Genomic DNA, 19,652 nt, shown 5'->3' with positions numbered 1-19,652 from the left:
CCCGACCCGTGCTGTCGTCCTGGCGAAGGCCAGGACCCATACCGCGTGATTTATCGGTTGGGACGGCAGCAGTACCGGGACGAGTCTTCGCCTAACTCCTCCCTGGGGTAATGGGTCCTGGCTTTCGCCAGGACGACGCCGGGGAGAGATCGCGCCGAATGCTTCAGCAGCGGGCATCAAGGGCACGGCGCGTCCGCGCTCCCCACCTCGTCTTGACATTTTGACAACTTTTGGGGGCCTTCTCACGGCCCCGATTTTGGGGCTAATAAGACCCCGAAAGCCGCTCCTTGGAGCGCATTTTGCTGCTGTCGGGTCAAAAGCAGCCAAAAACAGCCATTTCCAACAAGAAAGCCCATCATGAAACGCGTCGACGCCCACGGATTGAAGATCGCTCCCGTCCTGTTCGATTTCATCGCCAAGGAAGCGGCCCCGAAGACGGGGATCGCGCCGGATGCGTTCTGGGCCGGGCTCGCCGCCATCATCAAGGAGTTGGGGCCGAAGAACCGCACGCTGCTCGCGGTGCGCGACACGTTGCAGGCCAAGATCGACGACTGGCACCGCGCCAACAAGGGCAAGGCGTTCGACCTCAACGCCTATACGGCCTTCCTGAAGGAGATCGGCTATCTCGTCCCGGAGCCGGCGACGCAGAAGGTCGAGACCGAAAATGTGGACGAAGAGATCGGCAAGATCTGCGGCCCGCAGCTCGTCGTGCCCCTGACCAACGCACGCTACGCGCTGAACGCGGCGAATGCGCGCTGGGGCTCGCTCTATGACGCCTTCTACGGCACCGACGCGATCCCGCACGATTCATCCGAGAGCGGCAAGGGTTACAACAAGGCGCGCGGCGACAAGGTGATCGCCAAGGCCAAGGCCTTCCTCGATGCCGCCGTGCCGCTGGCGACCGGCAGTCACACCGACGTCACCGCCTATAGCGTGGTCGCGGGCCAGCTCGCGGTGAAGCTGAAGAGCGGCAACGCCACCGCGCTGAAGAACGCCGCGCAATTCGCGGGCTTCCAGGGCGACGCAGCCGCACCGAGCGCGGTGCTGCTCGCCAACAACGGCCTGCATGTCGAGGTGAAAATCGACCGCACCAGCGCGATCGGCAAGGACGATCCGGCCGGCGTCGCGGACATGGTCATGGAGTCCGCGGTCTCCACGATTCTCGACATGGAAGACTCGGTCGCTGCGGTCGATGCCGAGGACAAGGTGCTGGTCTACCGCAACACGCTCGGCCTGATGAACGGCACGCTGTCGGCCGATTTCGAGAAGGGCGGCAAGACGCTGACGCGCTCGCTCAATGCCGACCGCAGCTACAAGACGCCTGACGGCAAGGGCGAGGTCAAGCTGCACGGCCGCAGCCTGCTCTTGATGCGCAATTGCGGTCACCACATGTTCACCGACGCGGTGCTGGACGAAAAGGGCGAGGAGATTCCGGAAGGCCTGCTCGACGCTGCCGTCTCCGGGCTTCTTGCTGTCCATGACTTGAAAGGCAACTCCAAGGTCAAGAACAGCCGCACGGGATCTGCCTATATCGTCAAGCCGAAGATGCACGGTCCCGACGAGGTGTCGCTGACCTGCGAGATCTTCGACCGCGTCGAGAAGATGCTGTCGCTGCCCGAGAACACGCTCAAGGTCGGCATCATGGATGAGGAGCGGCGCACCACCGTCAACCTCAAGGCCTGCATTCAGCGCGCCTCCAAGCGCATCATGTTCATCAACACCGGCTTCCTGGACCGAACCGGCGACGAGATCCACACCTCGATGGAGGCGGGTCCGATGATCCGCAAGAACGAGATGAAGGCGCAGCCCTGGATCAAGTCCTATGAGGACTGGAACGTCGATATGGGCCTGACCTGTGGCCTGCCCGGCCATGCCCAGATCGGCAAAGGCATGTGGGCCGCGCCGGACAAGATGGCGGACATGCTGGCGCAGAAGCTCGCCCATCCGCAGGCCGGTGCCACCACCGCCTGGGTGCCCTCGCCGACCGCCGCGACGCTGCACGCGCTGCACTACCACCAGGTCAACGTCACCGCGCGCCAGCAGGAGCTCGCCAAGGGCGGCCCACGCGCAAACCTTTCCGACATCCTCACCATCCCGGTGTCGAAGTCGAACTGGGCGCCCGACGACGTCAAGCAGGAGATCGACAACAACTGCCAGGGCATCCTCGGTTACGTCGTGCGCTGGATCGACCAGGGCGTCGGCTGCTCCAAGGTGCCTGACATCCACGACGTCGGCTTGATGGAGGATCGTGCCACCTTGCGCATTTCCAGCCAGCACCTCGCCAACTGGCTGCACCAGGGCGTCATCACCGAAGCCCAGGTAATGGAATCGCTCAAGCGCATGGCGGTCGTGGTCGACAAGCAGAACGCGGGCGATCCCATCTACAAGCCGATGGCGCCCGGCTTCGACGGCACAGCCTTCAAGGCGGCTAGCGACCTCATCTTCAAGGGGCGCGAGCAGCCGAATGGCTACACCGAATACATCCTCACCGCCCGCCGCCGCGAGGCCAAAGGGGCGGGATAGGCCCGAATAGGCGAGCACCAAAAGCCCCGGCTCACGCCGGGGCTTTTTTGTTGGCGCAGCAGCCCGGATGGAGTGGAGCGTAATCCGAAGCCGCTATCGATTGGGGCAAGACCCGGATTGCGCTGCGCTCCATCCGGGCTACGAAAGCGCGGCTAGAACACGGCCAGATATTTCAGTAGCGACACGATGCCGATGATGATGACGACCACGCGCGCGATCTGCTTGGCGCGGCCGTCCATCGGCAGCATGTTGATGAGATAAAGTACGAGAATGACGACGAGAAAGGTGACGAGTACGCCGACCAGCATCGCTAGGACCCCCCTTTAGGCAAAATTGCTGACCCTCTCCTAACGCGCAACTCCCGGCTTGGTTCCATCGACGCAACCCTCTGCAACTTCTAGTAAATACGTACTTCTACGATCAGCCGGCCGGCCTAAAACTTTACCCTTTTCTTTGAGATGCGGAAACCGTTTGGGCCGTGAGCCGCAAACGGCATGCGATTGCCTCGTCTTACGGGCCCCTTTTTCTGTTGTTGCCGGGGCGACTTCACGAACTTTGTATTGGGAATTGGGGGGACTTCGATGCTGAATCGTCTGACCGTATCCGCGCTGCTGAAGGCGGTGATCGCGATCACGTCGGTCTGCGTGGTGATCGTGCTCTCCCTTACCGCCTACGAGTCCTGGGATCGCCTGAAGACCGCCAATCGCATCTCGCAGATCGCCGACACGTCCGCCGATCTGTTCAAGGCGATGCACAATCTGCGCACCGACCGCTCGACCACGGTCCGCCTGCTGAACGCGACCGAGCCGATGGACGGCGAAATCGAGAAATATCTGCGCGCCCTGCGCGATGCCCAAATGCCCGCCATGGCGCGCGCGCTCGCGCTGCTGCCGGCCATGGACTTTCCGCAATCGGGCACTCTGGTACCGGAGCTCGCGCGCCTCTATAAGCTGCTGATCGAGGAGCAGAAGCAGTTCTGGGAGGATGTCGCCAAGCCGAAGGACCAGCGCCGCGCCAGCCTGCCCAAGGAATACATGGAAACGACGCAGGGCCTGCTCGACACGCTCGACAAGCTCTCGAACACGTTGGCCGCCACCGTCAATCACCTGGACGCCGCGATCGACCAGTTGCTGTCGATCAAACAGAACGCCTGGCTGCTCCGCAACACAGCAGGCGAAGCTTCGCTGATCGTCTCGACCGGGCTGGCCGCCGGCAAGATCACGCCGGAGGGCCGCTACGCCTATACCCAACATGTCGGCGGCACGAGCGCGATGTGGAAGGCGCTGGAGTTGTCGACGGCCGGCATGCAGTTGCCGGCGGGGCTCGCCTCCGCGATGGCCTCCGCCAAGACCTCCTATTTCGAGCCGCAGTATCTGGCCTTGCGCGACCGTCTCGCGGACGCGCTGGTCAAGGGTGAGAAGCCCGAGATGACGGCGAACCAATGGAGCCCGCTCACGGTCGGCCGGATGGCGAGCGCGGTCGCAGTGGCAGAAGGTGCGCTCGATGCCGCCAAGATCCACACGCAGGAGCAGCGCGGCGCCGCAGAGCGCGCACTGATCGTGCAGCTTACGCTGCTGGCGCTCGCCGTGGGGCTTGCCGTCGGCGCGATCATGCTGGTCAGCCGCCGCGTCATCACTCCGCTCAACACCATCCGCGACGCCATGCTGAAGGTCGCCGGCGGCGACCTTGCCGTCGACAGCGGCTATCTCGATCGCAACGACGAGATCGGCGCGCTTGCCGGCGCGCTGGAGACCTTCAAGCAGCAGGCCAACGAGAAGCTCACGATCGAGGCGCAGGAGCGCGAACGCAATGCGGGCGCCTCCGCGCGCCAGCGCGCCGTCGAGACCTATGTCGGCGAGTTCGAGGGCGCGGTGCGCAAGACGCTCGGCGAGTTGAGCGAAGCCTCCGGCGAGATGCGCAAGACCTCGGGCGATCTCTCCGCGGTGTCGCGGCAGACCAACGACCGCGTTCAGGTCGCGGGCAAGGCCTCCAACGACGCCTCCATGAGCGTCGACAGCGTCGCCGCCGCAGCGGAAGAGCTCAGCGCCTCGATCAACGACATCAGCCAGCAGGCCGCGCATGCCGCGGGTATCGCCAGCCGCGCCGTGACCCAGGCCCGCGAGACCGACGGCACGGTGCAGGGACTTCAGAAGTCGGCCGGTCGCATCGGCGAGGTCGTGGGCCTGATCAACACCATTGCGCAGCAGACCAATTTGCTCGCGCTCAACGCCACGATCGAGGCCGCCCGCGCCGGAGAAGCCGGGCGTGGCTTTGCCGTGGTCGCCTCCGAGGTGAAGTCGCTGGCGAGCCAGACAGCCAAGGCGACCGAGGAGATCTCCGAGCAGATCGCCGACATCCAGAAGGTCGCGGGCGACGCCATCAGCGCGATCCAGACCATCGGTGGCATCATCGGCGAAGTGAACGAGGTCGCGACCGCAATCGCTGCCGCCGTGCAGGAGCAGGGTGCGGCCACGCAAGAGATCACCCGCAGCACTCAGTTTGCGGCGCAGGGCACCAAGAACGTCTCGGACAACATCACCGGCGTCAAATCCGATGCTGACGCTGCTGCCGCCGCCGCCGACAACGTGAAGCATGCCTCCGAGATGCTGGAGAGCCAGAGCCGCCAGCTCGGCCATGAGGTCAGCGACTTCCTCGGCAAGATACGCGCAGCGTAGCGTGGGTATATGGGAACGACGAGCCACACATGCCGGTGTCGTCCTGGCGAAAGCCAGGACCCATAGCCACCCCACTCTGCAAGGGGCAGGCTGGTGGTCAGCGGTGTGGGGGCAACACCGGCATTTGGGGTAATGGGTCCTGGCTTTCGCCAGGACGACCTTGAGGGCTACTCCTTCGCCACCACCGGCACTTGGCGGAATCTTGCGCGCACCGAATCCGGCAGCGGGGAGAAATTCATCGCGACACCGCGGCGGTCGTTGGCATTGCGGCTGGCGACCACCAGGCCGTCGGCGCCCGCGACGATGTCACCCTTGCGCAAGGTGGGATCGTCGTCGACCTTGACCTGAGCGAGCCCGACCGGATCCTTGCCGTTGCAGGTGCAGCCTGAGACAATCTCATTGCGATAGCGGAACGCGTTAGGCAGGTCGGAATAGGATTTCCCCTTCTCCGTCGTCGCGTCGTCGATGTTGCCGCCATAGACCAGCGAAGTCTCCGAGGCCGGGCAGAAGCTCTTGCAGGATTGCGCCTTGCTCTCGGAATCGTTTCCCTGCGCCGGGAAATAACGTCCGTCGCAGCCGCGCACGCAATAGGCCGTGCCGCCGCCATAGGACGCCCGCTGACGCGGCGTGTCGTAGCGTGGCGTGTCATCGGTCTGGAACGGCATGCGAATCTCGGGCGCCGGTCGCCCGCGGAAGCCGCCGAACAGCGCCGAGAAAAAGTCCTCCGCATGGGCCGATGGCGTGAGCGCGAGGCCGACGGAGGCAACGGCGACGAACGCCACCGCGCCACCGGCGAGTTTGCCGATCGAACGTCTCTTCATGTGACCTCACACGATCCTTAGTTCACGGCCGAATTCGAAACGTTCAGCGCCTGCCGGCCCGAGGGCAGCGCCGTCACGGCCGGGCGCTTGCGCACGGAATCGCTACCTTTCGCCATCAGCGGCGCGTTCTTCGGCAGCACGACGACCTTGGCGCCGACATTGACGCGGCCGAACAGGTCGGTGACGTCCTCATTGGTCATGCGGATGCAGCCGGACGAGACGAACTTACCGATCGTGGTGGGATCGTTGGTGCCATGGATGCGGTATTCGCTCGACCCGAGATACATCGCACGCGCGCCGAGCGGATTGCCGGGGCCGCCAGCGACGAAGCGAGGCAGATAAGGTTGTCGCGCAATCATCTCAGCCGGCGGATGCCAGTCCGGCCATTCCGCCTTGCGGCTGACGCTCTGCACACCCGACCAGGTAAAACCCTCGCGCCCGACGCCGACGCCATAACGGATGGCGCGGCCCTGGCCGAGCACGTAATAGAGATAAGTATTGTTGGTATCGATGACGATGGTACCGGCCGGCTCGCTGCGGTCGAAGCTGACAATCTGCCTGCGCAGGCGATCGGGCAGCGCGGCATCCTCGTCGGCGGCCTGGGCGTTCGGGCTTGCATAGCCCTGATTCGCATAGCCTTGGTTCGCATAGCCTTGGTTTGCATACCCTTGGCTCGCATAACCCTGCGAATAGCCCTGGTCCTGCGGGTAGGGCTGATGCGGATAGGTGTAGCCCAGCGTCTGTGCGCTCGCGGCGCCGAACGGCACTGCCAGCAAAGCGGTTGCGAACGCGAATGCGGTGATGCGGCGCGGCGATAAGCGGCGTCGGACTGCAGAGAGCTTCGTCATGTGCTGCCCCGTTGGATGCCTGCATCAGGGTGATGCGCTGGTTCGATCAACGCGGTCGAACCGCTACAAGTTCCGCTGCGGGATGCAGCAGCGACGTCACAGTCAAGCGAGCCCTTCTTCACGAAGCCGCGATGGAACCCGCAGGGCGCTTGGACGTTCTCCCTGATCATAGGCGCGAGGACCGAAGACTCCGTGCCGGAGAGGTATTGTGCGCGTCCTTCCCAGTGAACGTATGATTCCCGGCAACGGCGAAGGCACTCCGCTTCCCGAGAGCCACGGCGAACTCCCCCCGGTGATCCGCCGCACAGAGCTCGTCGCCTTCTCGCTCGCCGGGCTGCTCCTCATCGCAATCGTCGCGGTACTCTATGTCGGTAAGGCGTTCTTCCTGCCTGTCGTGATGGCGTTCGTCACCGGCACGATGCTCTCGCCGGCAGCGACCTTTCTGGAGAACCGGAAAGTGCCGCGCGGGCTTGCCGCCGTCTTGATCGTGTTCGCGGTGACCGCCGTGGTCGGCTTCATCGTCGCGCTGATCGCCTCGCCGGCGATGGAATGGAGCTCGCGCCTGCCCGAACTCGGCACCCAGCTGAAAGACAAGGTCCACGTGTTCGACCGGCCGCTGGCGCTGTGGCGAGAGCTGCAGACGATGCTCGGCGGCTCGGAGGGATTGCCGAGCTTCCAGATGCCGAAATTCGATTGGGTGCAGCCGACGATCGAATTCCTGTCACCGACCTTTACCGAATTCCTGCTGTTCTTCGTCACGCTGATCCTGTTCATCGCCAGCTGGCGGGACCTGCGACGGGCGATGATCATGACCTTCAGCGATCATGAGGCACGGCTGCGCACGCTTCGCATCCTCAACGAGATCGAGGTCCATCTCGGCAACTATCTCTTGACCGTGACTCTCATCAATGTCGGCGTCGGCGTCGCCGCCGGCATCGTCTGCGCGCTCACCGGAATGCCCAATCCGGCTGGCCTCGGCGCGCTCGCGGCCACCCTCAATTTCATTCCGATCATCGGACCGGTGGCCATGTTCGCCATTCTGGTCGTGGTGGGACTGGTCACCTTCCCAACCGTCAGCGGCGGCCTGATGGCGGCGCTCGCCTTTGGCGGCATCACCTTCCTGGAGGGACATTTCGTCACGCCGACCATCATTGGCCGGCGGCTGGCGCTCAATGCGCTCGCGGTGCTGCTGGCGCTGGCGTTCTGGACCTGGCTGTGGGGCCCGATGGGCGCGTTCCTGTCGTCGCCGCTGCTGATCGTCGCCCTGATCCTGAAGGAGCATCTGTCGCCGCAGGATTCGCCGCAGCTCCCGCAGGACTGACCGGTTTCCGTGAACGGAACTTACCCGACGACGAAACGTTTCCCGGCTGTCTCAACCGTCAACAGCTCGGAGCCCCCGATGTCCACCACCAATGCCGAAGCCGGGATGAGAGACTGGACCGACAAAGCCACCCGAGAACGCCTCGAGAAGGATGTAGCAGCCGTGAAAAGCGATATCGCCGCCCTCACCGATCAGATCACCGACGCGCTCAATACTTTTGCCAACTCCTCCGGCAAGCAGGCCCGCCGCGGCTATCGCCAAGCGCGCGAAAACGTGGATTCCGCGATCGACGACATGTCGGAGCGCGGCAGCGCGATGATGGGCGCGGCACAGGAGGCCTACGGCTCGATCGAGGAGACGCTGGAGGACGCGATCAGCCAGCGGCCGCTCGCGACCGTCGGGCTCGCGCTCGGCATCGGCTTTCTGATCGGCGCGGCCTGGCGCCGCTGAGGTCGCGAATGGGTATCGAGACGGTGGCGCAGCGGCGCCGCCGGCGCCGGCTTGTGGGGATCTGAGGAGCAAGACCATGTTTCAGCGCATCATCGACGGGATCAGCGCATCCACCGGCAGCGCTGTGCGGCTGACCTCGTTGGCGGCAGGCGCGGCGTTCGCGCTCTTCATCACCACCTGCTTCCTGTGCGCAGCGGCGTTCATCTCGGTGCTCGAGAAATATGGTCCGGTGCAGGCCTGCCTTGCCGGTGCAGGCGTTTTCTTTCTCCTGACCCTGACCGCGGCGGTGAGCTATTGGGTCTACAAGCGGCAGCTGCGCAAGCAAGCTTATATCGCGGCCGAGCGCGCCACGAAGTCGGCGGCCTCGAGCATGCTCGCGGACCCCATGCTGCTCGCCACCGGACTCCAGATCGTTCGCGCCATCGGGATCAAGCGGCTGTTGCCGATCCTGGCGATCGGCGGTGTCGCCCTCGGAATCATGGCGAGCCGCGCCGGCGTACCCGACGAGGCCTCGGCCGAACCTGCCGAGTAGCAGCTAGCACGCCTTAGAAAGTTTCGTCCCAGGTCCCGTATACGCATCTATCGAATCGGCACCAGTGGCCCCGCGCCGATTTTGCGCCGTTGCCTGCGCCATCACGCAAACGCTACTCGGATAGGCAGGCGGTTGCCGGTAAAAGCAGCGCCCCTGATTCCAAAAAGCCATTTTTTTCGATGAAACCGTCCGTCCAGGCGAACCTCGCCGCATTCCATCACGACCCTCGTCTCTATTTGACGCTCGGCATCGCCAACTGGTCGGTTTTCGTCGACCACATCCCGAACAACGTCGTCAATTTGCTGACGCTGCGCAACTTCGGCTTCAGCGGCGCCGCAGACTTGTTCGTGTTCGTGGTGGGCTATGGCGTCGCGATCATTCACGGCAGGATAGCACTGGAGCGCGGCTACGTCGTCGCGGCGACGCGCATCTTTCGCCGCGTCTGGCGGCTGTATGCCGCTTATGTCGTGCTGTTCGTGATCTATATCGACACCATCGCCTACGTCGCCTCGCAATCGAAGGCGCCCGAGATCATCCACGAATACAACATATCGGGAATTCTCGAGCACCCGCTGCGCATCCTGGTGCGTGGCCTCGTGCTCCAGGAGGAGCCGCTGAATCTCGACCTGTTACAGCTTATGATCCCGCTGATGGCCTTCTTTCCGTTCGCGCTGTGGGGCCTGTTGCGGCGTCCGAACCTGATGCTTGCGGCATCGGTCGCGCTGTACGTTGCGGCGCGCTGGTTCGACTGGAATTTCCGGGTCTATCCGGACCAGGATTGGACCTTCAACCCGTTCTGCTGGCAGATGCTGATGGTGCTGGGCGGCTGGTTCGCCGTGACCGGTGCGTCGGGCCGCGCGCTGCATGGCCTGTCCTGGCTGCGCGTGCTTGCGGGCGCCTATCTCGTATTCGCAATGGCGATCACGCTGATGCGCCACTCGCCCGCGCTTGCCGCCTACTTGCCGAACATCGTGCTCGACAATATCACGCCGACCGACAAGGAAAACCTCGCACCCTATCGCGTGGTCCACTTCCTCGCACTCGCTTTCCTCGCGACATATCTCGTCCCGGCCGATCATCCCGCCCTGCAATGGAGACCGTTACGGGCGGTCATCAGATGCGGCGAGGAATGGCTCGCGGTGTTCTGCGTCGGCGTGTTCCTGTCCCTCGCCGGCCATCTCGTCCTGATCACCGGCGCCAATCTGGTGGTGATGCAGATCGCCGTGAGTCTGGCCGGCTTCGCGGCGATGGCCGCGGTCGCATATTACATCGGCTGGTCGAAGCGGCAGGACCTGCCCGCGGCCTTGCGGCAGCAGACCTAACTCGACACCTTCCGATTCCGCTAGGCCGGCCGTCACGGCTGGGCTATGCGGAGCGGCAGCGGATTGCGCGAGGAGGCCGGCGTGGTGATGGCGAATGGCGGGAGTGAGGGAGCCGACAGCGCGCCCCGGCGCGGCCGGCCGAGGTCGATCGAGACCACCAACGCCATTCTCCAAAGCGCCTATGCGCTGATGGCCACCACCGGCCTTGCCGCCACCACCATCGACGCAATCGCGCGCCACTCCAGCGTCTCCAAGATGACGATCTACAAATGGTGGCCGTCCCGCGAAGCCTTGCTGATCGACGCCTTCCTTCACCATGCCGCGCAGATGCTACCGCTGCCGCCTGCAAGCTCGGGCAGCCCCGCCGCGCGCGCACGCCGCCATGCCGCGGCCTACGCCGAAGCGCTCCAGGGCGAGTTCGGCAAGGTCCAGCTCGCCGTCATCTCCGAATGCATCTCCAAGACCGGCTCGGCGGAGCTGTTCTACGCCCGCTACCTGCAATTCCGCCGCGACGCACTGATCGAGATGATCGCCGCAGGCCAGAACGACGGCAGCATTCTGGCGGAAGCGCCGCCCCAGGATCTCTACGACGCGATTTATGGCAGCCTGTTCTACCGCTACGTCTTCGGCATCGCGCCGATCACGCCGGCCTACGCGCGGACTCTGGTTGACCTCGTGCTGCGCCCGAAGAGTTAGGGCGTTTTCCGCGCCGGCCGGATCGGTGCTGACAGCTTGTCGGTGCGGTCGCGCTCGGTCATGTCCTCGACCGTCTCCATCGGCGCGGTCAGCTCGTAGACATAGGAGACGTCGGTGAAATAGCGCTTGGCGGTGCCGCCGAGCGCCTCGGGCGCGACGCGGTCCAGCAGGATCAGGCCGAAATCGGAATCGGGGCGGCGCGTCGCTTCGCTGGTGTTGAACTCCTCCCAGCGGAAATAGAAGACCTCGCCGGCCCCCTCGTTCGTCACCGTCCAATTGGCCGTGATGTGCGGATGCTTGCCGACCAGCGACAGGCCCTCGTCGGAGTGCGAGGCGAGCTCGAAGAACAGCAGCGACAGGCTCTGCGCTGCACGCGCGCTGACTGCGATATCAGGACCGGTGACGGCGATTCGGTCGGCATGCGGGATGGCGCGCGCCTCGAACAGGCCCTTCAGCTTGACCCCCTGCCACTGGCTCTCGCTGAGCAGTGAGACGACGTTGGACATGGCGTGGATGCGGCCGATCAGGAGCTCGCGCGCGACATCGATGTCCGAGCCATGGCGCAGCGTGCGGGTCACGATCGACTGGATCACTGCCAGGATGTTTTTGACCCGGTGGTTGAGCTCGTCGATGACAGCAGTCAACCGGCGCTCGAAGCCGATTCTGACCTGGATTTCCCGGCTGAGCCGCAAATTGTTGTAGGCGACATAGCCGAACAGGCCGCACACCATCGCGGTGATCGCAAAGCCGATCGCCGCCACGATGATCGCAGTCTGCTCGGCGCGGCGCGCCGAATTGGTCTTGGCGTAATAGCCGAGCTGCCAGTCGCGACCACCGAAGCTCACCGTGCGCGTCGCCGACGGCGCCGGCCCCTCAGCCGCTGTCGTTCGGGCCGAGACCACGCCTTGATCGTTGGCGACGAGTTCGCCCCCCTCCCGGCGCGGATCCTTCAGTGCGACCGCGAACAACGACATGTCGTCGTTGGTCAGCATCAGGGAAGAGAGCTCGTAGGAAAATGTGATGAAGCCCGCCGGCTCCGTCGCGCCCTCGGGGATGACGGGAGCGGCCACAATGATGCCGATCGGCCCGCCGCTGCGCAGGAGGGCAACCGGTTCTGAGGCAACCGATCTCTTCTCCACTCTGGCGCGCGCCAGCATGGCGCTGCGCACCTGATCCTGGTCGTAGCTGCGGCCGGGCAGCCCCTTGGTCTCGTTGCTGCGCGGCTCGAGATCCATCAGCACGTCGATCGGCTGGGTGACACCTGCGGGATCGATCGGCTTGTCGTCATAGGTGCGGATTCGCGGATTGGGGAAGCCGGCGCTCGCGATGGCGGCCTGTGCTGCGGCAAGTTCGTTCGGCTTCAGGCGGGCGACCCAGCCCGCCACCACGAAATCGGTCTTGAAGGCGTAGATGGCCGAGCGCAGCGGCTCGAGCATGTTTGGCTTGAGCACCGACGGCGCCCGGAACAGGCCGGAGGCAACCCGCGCGAGCAGTTCGCGCTCGGTGAGCCGGTCCTGGACGAGGCTCGCATGGACGTCGATCGCGCGCGCCAGCGCGATCCGGTCCAGCGCCAGCTCCTGGTCGTGGACGCGATAGGCCGCAAGCCCGGAGAGCAGGGCTCCGAGAAGAGCAATAAAGCCGATGATGAAACCCAGCCGGACCACGCGACTACTCAGGCGAAAGCAGGAGGTCGGCAATAAACACGGAGCATATGGACGCCGCTCGAACGGGCACGTGCCGAAACAGGGTGGACCCCAATGGCCGGGATAATGAAGGAGGAGACATCGGTACGCAACTTGGTCGCCTGAGAAGCTTAAATCGGCCCGCCGCTGGTCCGGCCGGGACGGATTTGCTCCGGGCACCGGAGGTAATCAATTGCCGTGACCGAAATTTGTTCCGTGGACACGGCTCTGCCCATGGCGTTAACGGGGGGAAACGCCTGCGTTAGGTGGTCGCGCCGGTCAGCCGGCCCGTTTCAAGCCGCCTTTGGCCTCAATGAAGCCGATGATGCGGTCCAGCCCCTGGCTCTTCTTCAGGTTGGTCATGACGAACGGCCGCTCGCCGCGCATGCGCCTGGCGTCCGTCTCCATCTTTTCCAGGGAGGCGCCGACATGGGGCGCCAGGTCGATCTTGTTGATGACAAGGAGGTCGGACCGGGTGATGCCGGGGCCGCCCTTGGACGGGATCTTGTCGCCGGCCGCCACGTCGATGACGTAAATGGTGAGATCGGCGAGCTCGGGGGAAAAGGTGGCAGCGAGGTTATCGCCGCCGGATTCGATCAGCACGAGATCGAGCCCGGGAAACTTGGCGCGCATATCCGCCACCGCGGCGAGATTCATCGAGGCGTCCTCGCGGATCGCGGTGTGCGGACAGCCGCCGGTCTCGACCCCGGCAATGCGATCCGGCGTCAGCGAACCCGAGCGCACGAGAAATTCCGCATCCCATTTGGTGTAGATGTCGTTGGTGATCGCCGCGATGTCGTAGCGCTCGCGCATGGTCTTGCAGAGCAGGTCCATCAGCGCGGTCTTGCCCGATCCGACCGGACCGCCGATGCCGACGCGCAAGGGACCGTGAGATGTAGGCATTGAGTCTTTCCTATCGTCGTCCTGGCGAAAGCCAGGACCCATTACCACTGAACCCGATTGTCACGGCACGCTGGAGCCGCATCTGTGCATAGCCACGCGCACTCGTGGTTATGGGTCCTGGCTTTCGCCAGGACGACGGCGGAGAGCAACTCACCCTGCTCATGACCGAAACAGCCGCGTATATTGCGTCTCGTGCCGCAGGCTGGCGAGGTCGGCGCGAAACGTCGCGCCGCCGACATCGTCCAACGTCGCATTCAGCGCACGATGTGCCGTCGTGGCAACCGCGGCTTCCAGCTTCACCAGCACGCGCTGGCTGTCGGTCTGGCCGAGCGGGATGAGCCGGCTGGCCGCGGAAATCCAGTTCGAGACCAACGCATGCAGGAAGGCGTGCAGCGTCGGTGCCAGCGGCACGCCGTGCATCGCGGCGACCACGCCAACGGCAACGGGATAGACCAGTGGCGTGCGGCATGCCGCAACCATGGCATCCAGCCCGTCGGCATCCCACGCTGCGCGGGCCATGTCGATGAAGGCACGGCCCTGCGATGTCGTCTCCAGTTGCCGCTCGCGCGACGGCACGAAGGCCGCGGCGAGCTCGGCGATATCGCTCAAGGTGTCGCCCTCGCCCGCTTCAGTGGCGCGATAGGCGTGGACCAGAAAAATCGCATCGCAGAAGCCCGAGCCATCGCGAAGCATCGCGTCGAGCCAGTCCGCCAGCGACGCGACGTCGGTGATGTCGCCGGCCTCGACCGCCCATTCGATGCCGCTGGAGTAGGAAAAGCCGCCGACGGGAAACGCGGGCGACAGCCAGGTCATCAGCCGGTACAGCGCCGCCGCCTCGCGCTCCGCGAGGTCGCGGGCCGCGACCGGCTCATTTGTGGTTATGAGCATGCTTGTGGCCGTGGTGATGATCGGGGTGATCGCAGTGCTCGTCGTGCTGGTGATCGTGACCGTCGCCATGTGCGGCATGATCATGATGGTGATCATGATGGTGATCATGATGATCATCGTGGCCATGATCGTGATGCGCGTGGTCGTCGTGTCCATGCGCATGACCGGCATCGGCATAGGCGCCGCCCTCGGGATCGAACGGCGCCTCGATCTCGATCACGCGCGCACCGAGGCCCTTCACCATGGCTTCGATGACGTGGTCGCGGCGGATGCGCAGGCCCTTGGCCATGATCTGCGTCGGCAGATGGCGATTGCCGAGATGCCAGCCGACGCGAATAAGGTGGTGCGGATCGTGGCCGCGAATCTCGAGCAACGGCTCGGGCGCGGCGACCACCTCGACCAGTCGGCCGTCCTCCAACACCAGTGCATCGCCGCCGCGCAGGGCGACGGCATTCTCCAGGTCGAGCAGGAACTCGAGCCCCCGCGTTCCCGTCATCGCCATCCGGCGGCGGTGTCGATCGTCGAAATCGAGCACGACCGTATCCGCCGGCGCTTCCGCGAAGCGGTGTTGTCCCCTGACCTGCGTCGCCCGGATCATGCGCTTTTACCCCGTTACCGTGTCTCGACCTTCTCGGGCGTGATCACTTCGATCTTCGGCGGCGCCGTAAAACACTTCACCGCGACGCGGCCGAACGTCTTCATGTGCTCCATGGCGCGATGCGGCACCAGTGCTTCGGCATTCTCCCACTGCTCGACGAACACCATCTTGGCGGGATCGGTGACGCTCTCATGCAGATCATAGGCGATATTGCCGGGCTCTTTCCGCGTCTCCTTGATGCAGACGGTGGCAGCTGCAATGAATTCGGCGCGCGTTTCAGGCTTGATGGTCAAGGTGGCGACGACGTAGATCACGAGAAATCCTCCCGGCTTTTCTTCTGGGCTTCAGATACCCGGCGGGACCTTAGACCAGGCGGGATCGAACGCAAAACCCGGAAAAGCTGCCCCCGGATATGCGACCAGGACATGTTCCTGAGACATGCGTTGAGGCGCTATTTCAGTACATGAAATATCGCTGCGCCATCGGCAGCACCTCGGCGGGGGCGCAGGTCAAAAGCTCGCCGTCGGCGCGGACCTCATAGGTCTCCGGATCGACTTCGATATTGGGCGTGGCGTCGTTGTGAATCATGCTCTTCTTCGAGATCCTGCCGCGGGTGTTCTGGACCGCATAGAGCTTCTTGTCGATGCCGAGCTTACGCGCGAGGCCGCCGGTGATCGCGGCCTTCGAGGTGAACACCACTGAGGATGCGGTTATCGCCTTGCCGAAGGCGCCGAACATCGGCTGATAATGCACCGGCTGCGGGGTCGGGATCGAGGCGTTGGGATCGCCCATGGGAGCGGCGACGATCATGCCGCCCTTGACGACGCAATCGGGCTTGACGCCGAAGAAGGCCGGCGACCACAGCACGAGATCGGCGAGCTTCCCCTTCTCCACCGAGCCGATCAGCTTCGAAACGCCATGGGCGATCGCGGGATTGATCGTGTATTTGGCGATGTAGCGCTTGACGCGGAAATTGTCGTTGTCCTTGCCCTTATCCTGCGGCAGCGAGCCGCGCTGCTTCTTCATCTTGTCGGCGGTCTGCCAGGTCCGGATGATGACCTCGCCGAGGCGGCCCATGGCCTGGGAGTCCGACGAGATCATCGAGAGCGCGCCGAGATCGTGCAGGATGTCCTCGGCCGCGATGGTCTCCTTGCGGATGCGGCTTTCCGCGAACGCCAGATCTTCCGCGATCGAGGGATCGAGGTGGTGGCACACCATCAGCATGTCCAGATGCTCGTCGATGGTGTTGCGCGTGAAGGGCCGCGTCGGGTTGGTCGAGGACGGCAGCACGTTCTTGAGCCCCGCGACCTTGATGATATCGGGGGCATGACCGCCGCCGGCGCCCTCGGTGTGGAAGGCGTGGATGGTGCGGCCCTTGAAGGCTTTGATGGTATCCTCGACGAAGCCGGATTCGTTGAGCGTGTCGGTGTGGATCATCACCTGGATGTCGTAGTCGTCGGCGACCGACAGGCAGGTGTCGATCGCGGCCGGCGTCGTGCCCCAGTCCTCGTGCAGCTTCAGCGCACAGGCCCCGGCCTTGATCATCTCGACCAGCGCGGCGGGCCGCGAGGCGTTGCCCTTGCCAGAGATGCCGAGATTGACCGGGAAGGCGTCGAACGACTGGATCATCCGCCCCATGTGCCACGGCCCCGGCGTGCAGGTCGTGGCGAACGTGCCATGCGAGGGGCCGGTGCCGCCCCCCAGCATCGAGGTGACGCCCGACATCAGCGCATGCTCGATCTGCTGCGGGCAGATGAAGTGGATGTGGCTGTCGAAGCCGCCGGCGGTGAGGATCTTGCCTTCACCCGCGATCACGTCGGTGCCGGGGCCGATGATGATGGTGACACCTGGCTGAATGTCGGGATTGCCGGCCTTGCCGATGCCGGCGATCATGCCGTCCTTGATCGCGACGTCGGCCTTCACGATGCCCCAGTGATCGACGATCAGCGCATTGGTGATGACGGTGTCCGCCGCGCCCTGCTTGTTGGTGACCTGCGACTGACCCATGCCGTCGCGGATCACCTTGCCGCCGCCGAACTTCACCTCCTCGCCGTAGGTGGTGAAATCCTTCTCGACCTCGATGATGAGGTCGGTGTCGGCCAGCCGCACCTTGTCACCGGTGGTCGGGCCGAACATGTCGGCATAGACCGAACGCTTTATTTTGACGGACATCACAAGCCCCGTTTGCCTTTGAATTTTGGACCGGTGCTCACAGCGAGGTCCTCGCTGTGAGCACCGTATCGTCGAATGTCGTATCGAGCCAAGAGTTGCCGCCGCGGCAACCGGCGACAACCTGCTCGGCCCAGTCGGTGTAGTCGACGAGATCGTCACGTTCCTCGGCCGTCGGATCGGAATGCACGCGCGCGCCGATATTGCTGATCTTGTCGGCGATCTTGATCAGCCTGGCGCCAGCCGATTTCTTCGGTGCGTCGAGCACCTGACGCCGCCGCCGCTCCGGCTTAGGCAGGCTCATATCGTCGGTGCATTCCTCGACAAGCGACGCGACACGGTCGGAGAATTTTTGCGCGAGCTCCTCGCGCGTGGTGTCGGTGTCCTCGATCGCATCGTGCAGCCAGCCTGCGGCAACGAGTTCGGCGTCGGCGCCGTCGGTCGCGGTGGCAAGCAGGTTCGCGACCTCGGCGAGGTGGTTGATGTAGGGCTCATGACCACGGCCCTTGCGCGCCATGCCGTTGTGACGGCGCGCGGCGAGCTCGGCGGCTTCGGAGACGAGGCGGACAGGTGACAGCATGGCAAAGTCCTCCGTTTTCGCCTCAACCATGCCGCGCCACGCTCGTTCCTGTGGATTTCACAGCTTCCCCATCACGTCGCCGCGGAAGCCGTAGATGGTCTTCTTGCCGGCCACCGCGACGAGCTGAACGTCGCGGGTCTGGCCGGGCTCGAAGCGAACGGCGGTGCCGGCGGCGATGTCGAGGCGCATGCCGCGGGCTTTCTTGCGGTCGAACTTCAGCGCCGGGTTGGTCTCGAAGAAATGGTAGTGCGAGCCGACCTGGATCGGGCGGTCACCGGTGTTGGCGACCGTCAGCGTCACGGTCTTGCGGCCGGCATTGAGCTCGATCTCGCCGTCCTGGATGAAGAGTTCGCCGGGAATCATTCTATCCTCCTCGTCATTCGGGGGCCCGCGCAGCGAGAACCCGGAATCTCGATCAACAATCTCTGGATTCCGGGTTCGCCCTTCAGGCGCCCCGGAATGACGAATTCAAAACTACCTGATCGGCTCGTGCACGGTGACGAGCTTAGTGCCGTCCGGAAAGGTCGCCTCGACCTGGATGTCGTGGATCATCTCGGGAATGCCCGGCATCACCTGGTCGCGCGTGAGGACCTGCGCACCCGCTTGCATCAGCTCGGCGACGGTGCGGCCATCCCGCGCGCCTTCGAGGATGAAATCGGAGATGAGCGCGATCGCCTCCGGATGGTTGAGCTTGACGCCGCGATCCAGCCGGCGGCGGGCCACGATCGCCGCCATCGAGATCAGAAGCTTGTCCTTTTCGCGCGGAGACAGGTTCATACGAAATCTCTTCCGTTCACTTCGTCAATTCAGCCAGAGCCGCGGCAGCGCCGCACCGGTGCGCGCCAATACGGCCATCATGTCGCCACGCAGGCGCGCCGCATCTTGGGCACAGAACCGCGCCATTGCAAAGCCATTCCAGGCGGACATCCCGACCTCACCGGCGAAGGATTCCGAGGCCTCGCGGAGACGCTCGATCAGGGCCTCGTCGCCGGGCACGATCAGCGCCGTCCCGATCGCAGCGCCGCCCTTCGCCACCGCCGATCGCGCAAGCTTTGCGCCGATATTGCCGTCGAGCCTGACGGTCTCGGCGAACACTAGCTTGCCGCCGCGACGCAGTCGCCAGCGGTCGACGAACTCGCCCTGCTCCATCCGCTCACCCATCGCGGTACGGCCGAACACCACGATCTCGCACAGCAGGAGCGAGGCAGTCGCATCGAGGTCTATGTCGAAGCGACGGCGCACGCGCGCCCGGTCGAACAGGATCGTCTCCTGCGGCAGCCAGCCGAGATGTGCGCCTGCGGCAACCTTCAGCGCTATATTGAGCTCCGCCGCCTGCCCTGGCGCGCGATAGACCTTTTCCGCGGCCGCCGTCGTCAGCGTCAGCTTCGCACCATCTGCGGCCGCGATTTCGATGTCGAAGCGATCGCCGCCGGCGACGCCGCCGGCCGTGTTGACGAACACGCCGGAGAGCCCCTCGTCCTCCGGCGAAGGGAAGCGCACGCGCAGGGAGCCGGACTCATGCAAGATCCCGCGACGTGTCACACCGTCGCGCGCGTGGACGTCGAAGCGCACCGCTCCGCGGGCACGGTTGGCGTCGAACACCGAAGATGTCGCTAAAACGTCGCTGCGCATCCGCCTCCCCAG

20 protein-coding genes are annotated in these 19,652 nt (G+C 64.5%); 7 read left to right on the top strand and 13 right to left on the bottom strand.

Going from position 1 to position 19,652, the window contains the following annotated elements:
* Positions 1-357: 357 nt before the first annotated feature.
* Positions 358-2,523: a malate synthase G gene (locus AC0L30_RS07760; RefSeq protein ID WP_354200427.1), complete on the top strand. Its 2,166-nt coding sequence runs from the start codon at positions 358-360 to the stop codon at positions 2,521-2,523.
* Between the two features lie 152 nt (positions 2,524-2,675).
* Here the strand turns inward: AC0L30_RS07760 and AC0L30_RS07755 are convergent, their stop codons facing one another.
* Positions 2,676-2,831 (bottom strand): Thivi_2564 family membrane protein, encoded by a 156-nt coding sequence (locus AC0L30_RS07755; protein WP_007599832.1) that lies wholly within the window; start codon positions 2,829-2,831, stop codon positions 2,676-2,678.
* A gap of 273 nt (positions 2,832-3,104) precedes the next feature.
* Here AC0L30_RS07755 and AC0L30_RS07750 point away from each other — a divergent pair, with 273 nt between their 5' ends.
* The gene (locus AC0L30_RS07750; protein ID WP_219682894.1) at positions 3,105-5,198 is read left to right on the top strand and encodes a methyl-accepting chemotaxis protein; all 2,094 of its coding nucleotides are present in this window, start codon (positions 3,105-3,107) and stop codon (positions 5,196-5,198) included.
* Positions 5,199-5,365: 167 nt separating this feature from the next.
* On the opposite strand, the gene AC0L30_RS07745 is transcribed toward AC0L30_RS07750, so the two are convergent.
* Together AC0L30_RS07745 and AC0L30_RS07740 are read right to left on the bottom strand one after the other, a co-directional pair.
* Positions 5,366-6,019 carry a DUF2865 domain-containing protein gene (locus AC0L30_RS07745; protein WP_219682895.1) on the bottom strand — a complete coding sequence of 218 codons (654 nt, stop codon included), beginning with the start codon at positions 6,017-6,019 and terminating at the stop codon, positions 5,366-5,368.
* Positions 6,020-6,036: 17 nt separating this feature from the next.
* Positions 6,037-6,867 carry a L,D-transpeptidase gene (locus AC0L30_RS07740; protein ID WP_354200428.1) on the bottom strand — a complete coding sequence of 277 codons (831 nt, stop codon included), beginning with the start codon at positions 6,865-6,867 and terminating at the stop codon, positions 6,037-6,039.
* Between the two features lie 208 nt (positions 6,868-7,075).
* On the opposite strand from AC0L30_RS07740, the gene AC0L30_RS07735 reads away from it, so the two are divergent.
* The 5 genes from AC0L30_RS07735 (at position 7,076) to AC0L30_RS07715 (ending at position 11,188) form a co-directional block, all read left to right on the top strand.
* Complete coding sequence (locus AC0L30_RS07735) at positions 7,076-8,188, top strand: AI-2E family transporter (protein WP_354200429.1); 1,113 nt, start codon at positions 7,076-7,078, stop codon at positions 8,186-8,188.
* Positions 8,189-8,266: 78 nt separating this feature from the next.
* Positions 8,267-8,638, top strand: coding sequence for an ElaB/YgaM/YqjD family protein (locus AC0L30_RS07730; RefSeq protein WP_007599824.1), 372 nt, complete (start codon positions 8,267-8,269; stop codon positions 8,636-8,638).
* A gap of 76 nt (positions 8,639-8,714) precedes the next feature.
* Positions 8,715-9,170 (top strand): hypothetical protein, encoded by a 456-nt coding sequence (locus AC0L30_RS07725; RefSeq protein WP_007599822.1) that lies wholly within the window; start codon positions 8,715-8,717, stop codon positions 9,168-9,170.
* A gap of 179 nt (positions 9,171-9,349) precedes the next feature.
* On the top strand, positions 9,350-10,492 hold the full coding sequence (locus AC0L30_RS07720; protein WP_219682898.1) for an OpgC domain-containing protein: 1,143 nt from the start codon (positions 9,350-9,352) through the stop codon (positions 10,490-10,492).
* 87 nt (positions 10,493-10,579) lie between these two features.
* A complete protein-coding gene (locus AC0L30_RS07715) occupies positions 10,580-11,188 on the top strand; it encodes a TetR/AcrR family transcriptional regulator (protein WP_198288318.1) in 609 nt (202 codons plus the stop codon).
* Here AC0L30_RS07715 and AC0L30_RS07710 read toward each other — a convergent pair.
* The 10 genes from AC0L30_RS07710 to AC0L30_RS07665 all read right to left on the bottom strand — a co-directional run bounded on the left by AC0L30_RS07710 (position 11,185) and on the right by AC0L30_RS07665 (position 19,640).
* The gene (locus AC0L30_RS07710; protein ID WP_219682899.1) at positions 11,185-12,852 is read right to left on the bottom strand and encodes a CHASE domain-containing protein; all 1,668 of its coding nucleotides are present in this window, start codon (positions 12,850-12,852) and stop codon (positions 11,185-11,187) included. The genes AC0L30_RS07715 and AC0L30_RS07710 overlap by 4 nt on opposite strands.
* A 297-nt stretch (positions 12,853-13,149) precedes the next feature.
* Positions 13,150-13,773: an urease accessory protein UreG gene (gene ureG / locus AC0L30_RS07705; protein WP_007599817.1), complete on the bottom strand. Its 624-nt coding sequence runs from the start codon at positions 13,771-13,773 to the stop codon at positions 13,150-13,152.
* Between the two features lie 159 nt (positions 13,774-13,932).
* On the bottom strand, positions 13,933-14,661 hold the full coding sequence (locus AC0L30_RS07700; RefSeq protein WP_354200647.1) for an urease accessory protein UreF: 729 nt from the start codon (positions 14,659-14,661) through the stop codon (positions 13,933-13,935).
* The gene (locus AC0L30_RS07695) at positions 14,642-15,259 is read right to left on the bottom strand and encodes an urease accessory protein UreE (RefSeq protein ID WP_473404102.1); all 618 of its coding nucleotides are present in this window, start codon (positions 15,257-15,259) and stop codon (positions 14,642-14,644) included. Before AC0L30_RS07695 ends, AC0L30_RS07700 begins: the two co-directional genes overlap by 20 nt.
* A 14-nt stretch (positions 15,260-15,273) precedes the next feature.
* Positions 15,274-15,573 (bottom strand): putative quinol monooxygenase, encoded by a 300-nt coding sequence (locus AC0L30_RS07690; RefSeq protein WP_354200431.1) that lies wholly within the window; start codon positions 15,571-15,573, stop codon positions 15,274-15,276.
* Between the two features lie 142 nt (positions 15,574-15,715).
* Entirely contained in the window at positions 15,716-17,431 is a 1,716-nt protein-coding gene (gene ureC / locus AC0L30_RS07685; RefSeq protein ID WP_007599814.1) for an urease subunit alpha, read from the bottom strand.
* Positions 17,432-17,468: 37 nt separating this feature from the next.
* A complete protein-coding gene (locus AC0L30_RS07680; RefSeq protein ID WP_007599813.1) occupies positions 17,469-18,008 on the bottom strand; it encodes an HD domain-containing protein in 540 nt (179 codons plus the stop codon).
* A 57-nt stretch (positions 18,009-18,065) separates the two neighbouring features.
* A complete protein-coding gene (locus tag AC0L30_RS07675; protein ID WP_007599812.1) occupies positions 18,066-18,371 on the bottom strand; it encodes an urease subunit beta in 306 nt (101 codons plus the stop codon).
* A gap of 111 nt (positions 18,372-18,482) precedes the next feature.
* Positions 18,483-18,785: an urease subunit gamma gene (locus AC0L30_RS07670; protein WP_007599811.1), complete on the bottom strand. Its 303-nt coding sequence runs from the start codon at positions 18,783-18,785 to the stop codon at positions 18,483-18,485.
* 24 nt (positions 18,786-18,809) lie between these two features.
* Positions 18,810-19,640, bottom strand: a complete 831-nt coding sequence (locus AC0L30_RS07665) for an urease accessory protein UreD (protein ID WP_007599808.1) — start codon at positions 19,638-19,640, stop codon at positions 18,810-18,812.
* Positions 19,641-19,652: the final 12 nt, after the last annotated feature.

This window comes from Bradyrhizobium sp. MI1.11 (assembly GCF_055811255.1).
The sequence above is the reverse complement of the archived record's forward strand: the minus strand, read 5'-3'. Positions and strand labels throughout refer to the sequence as shown.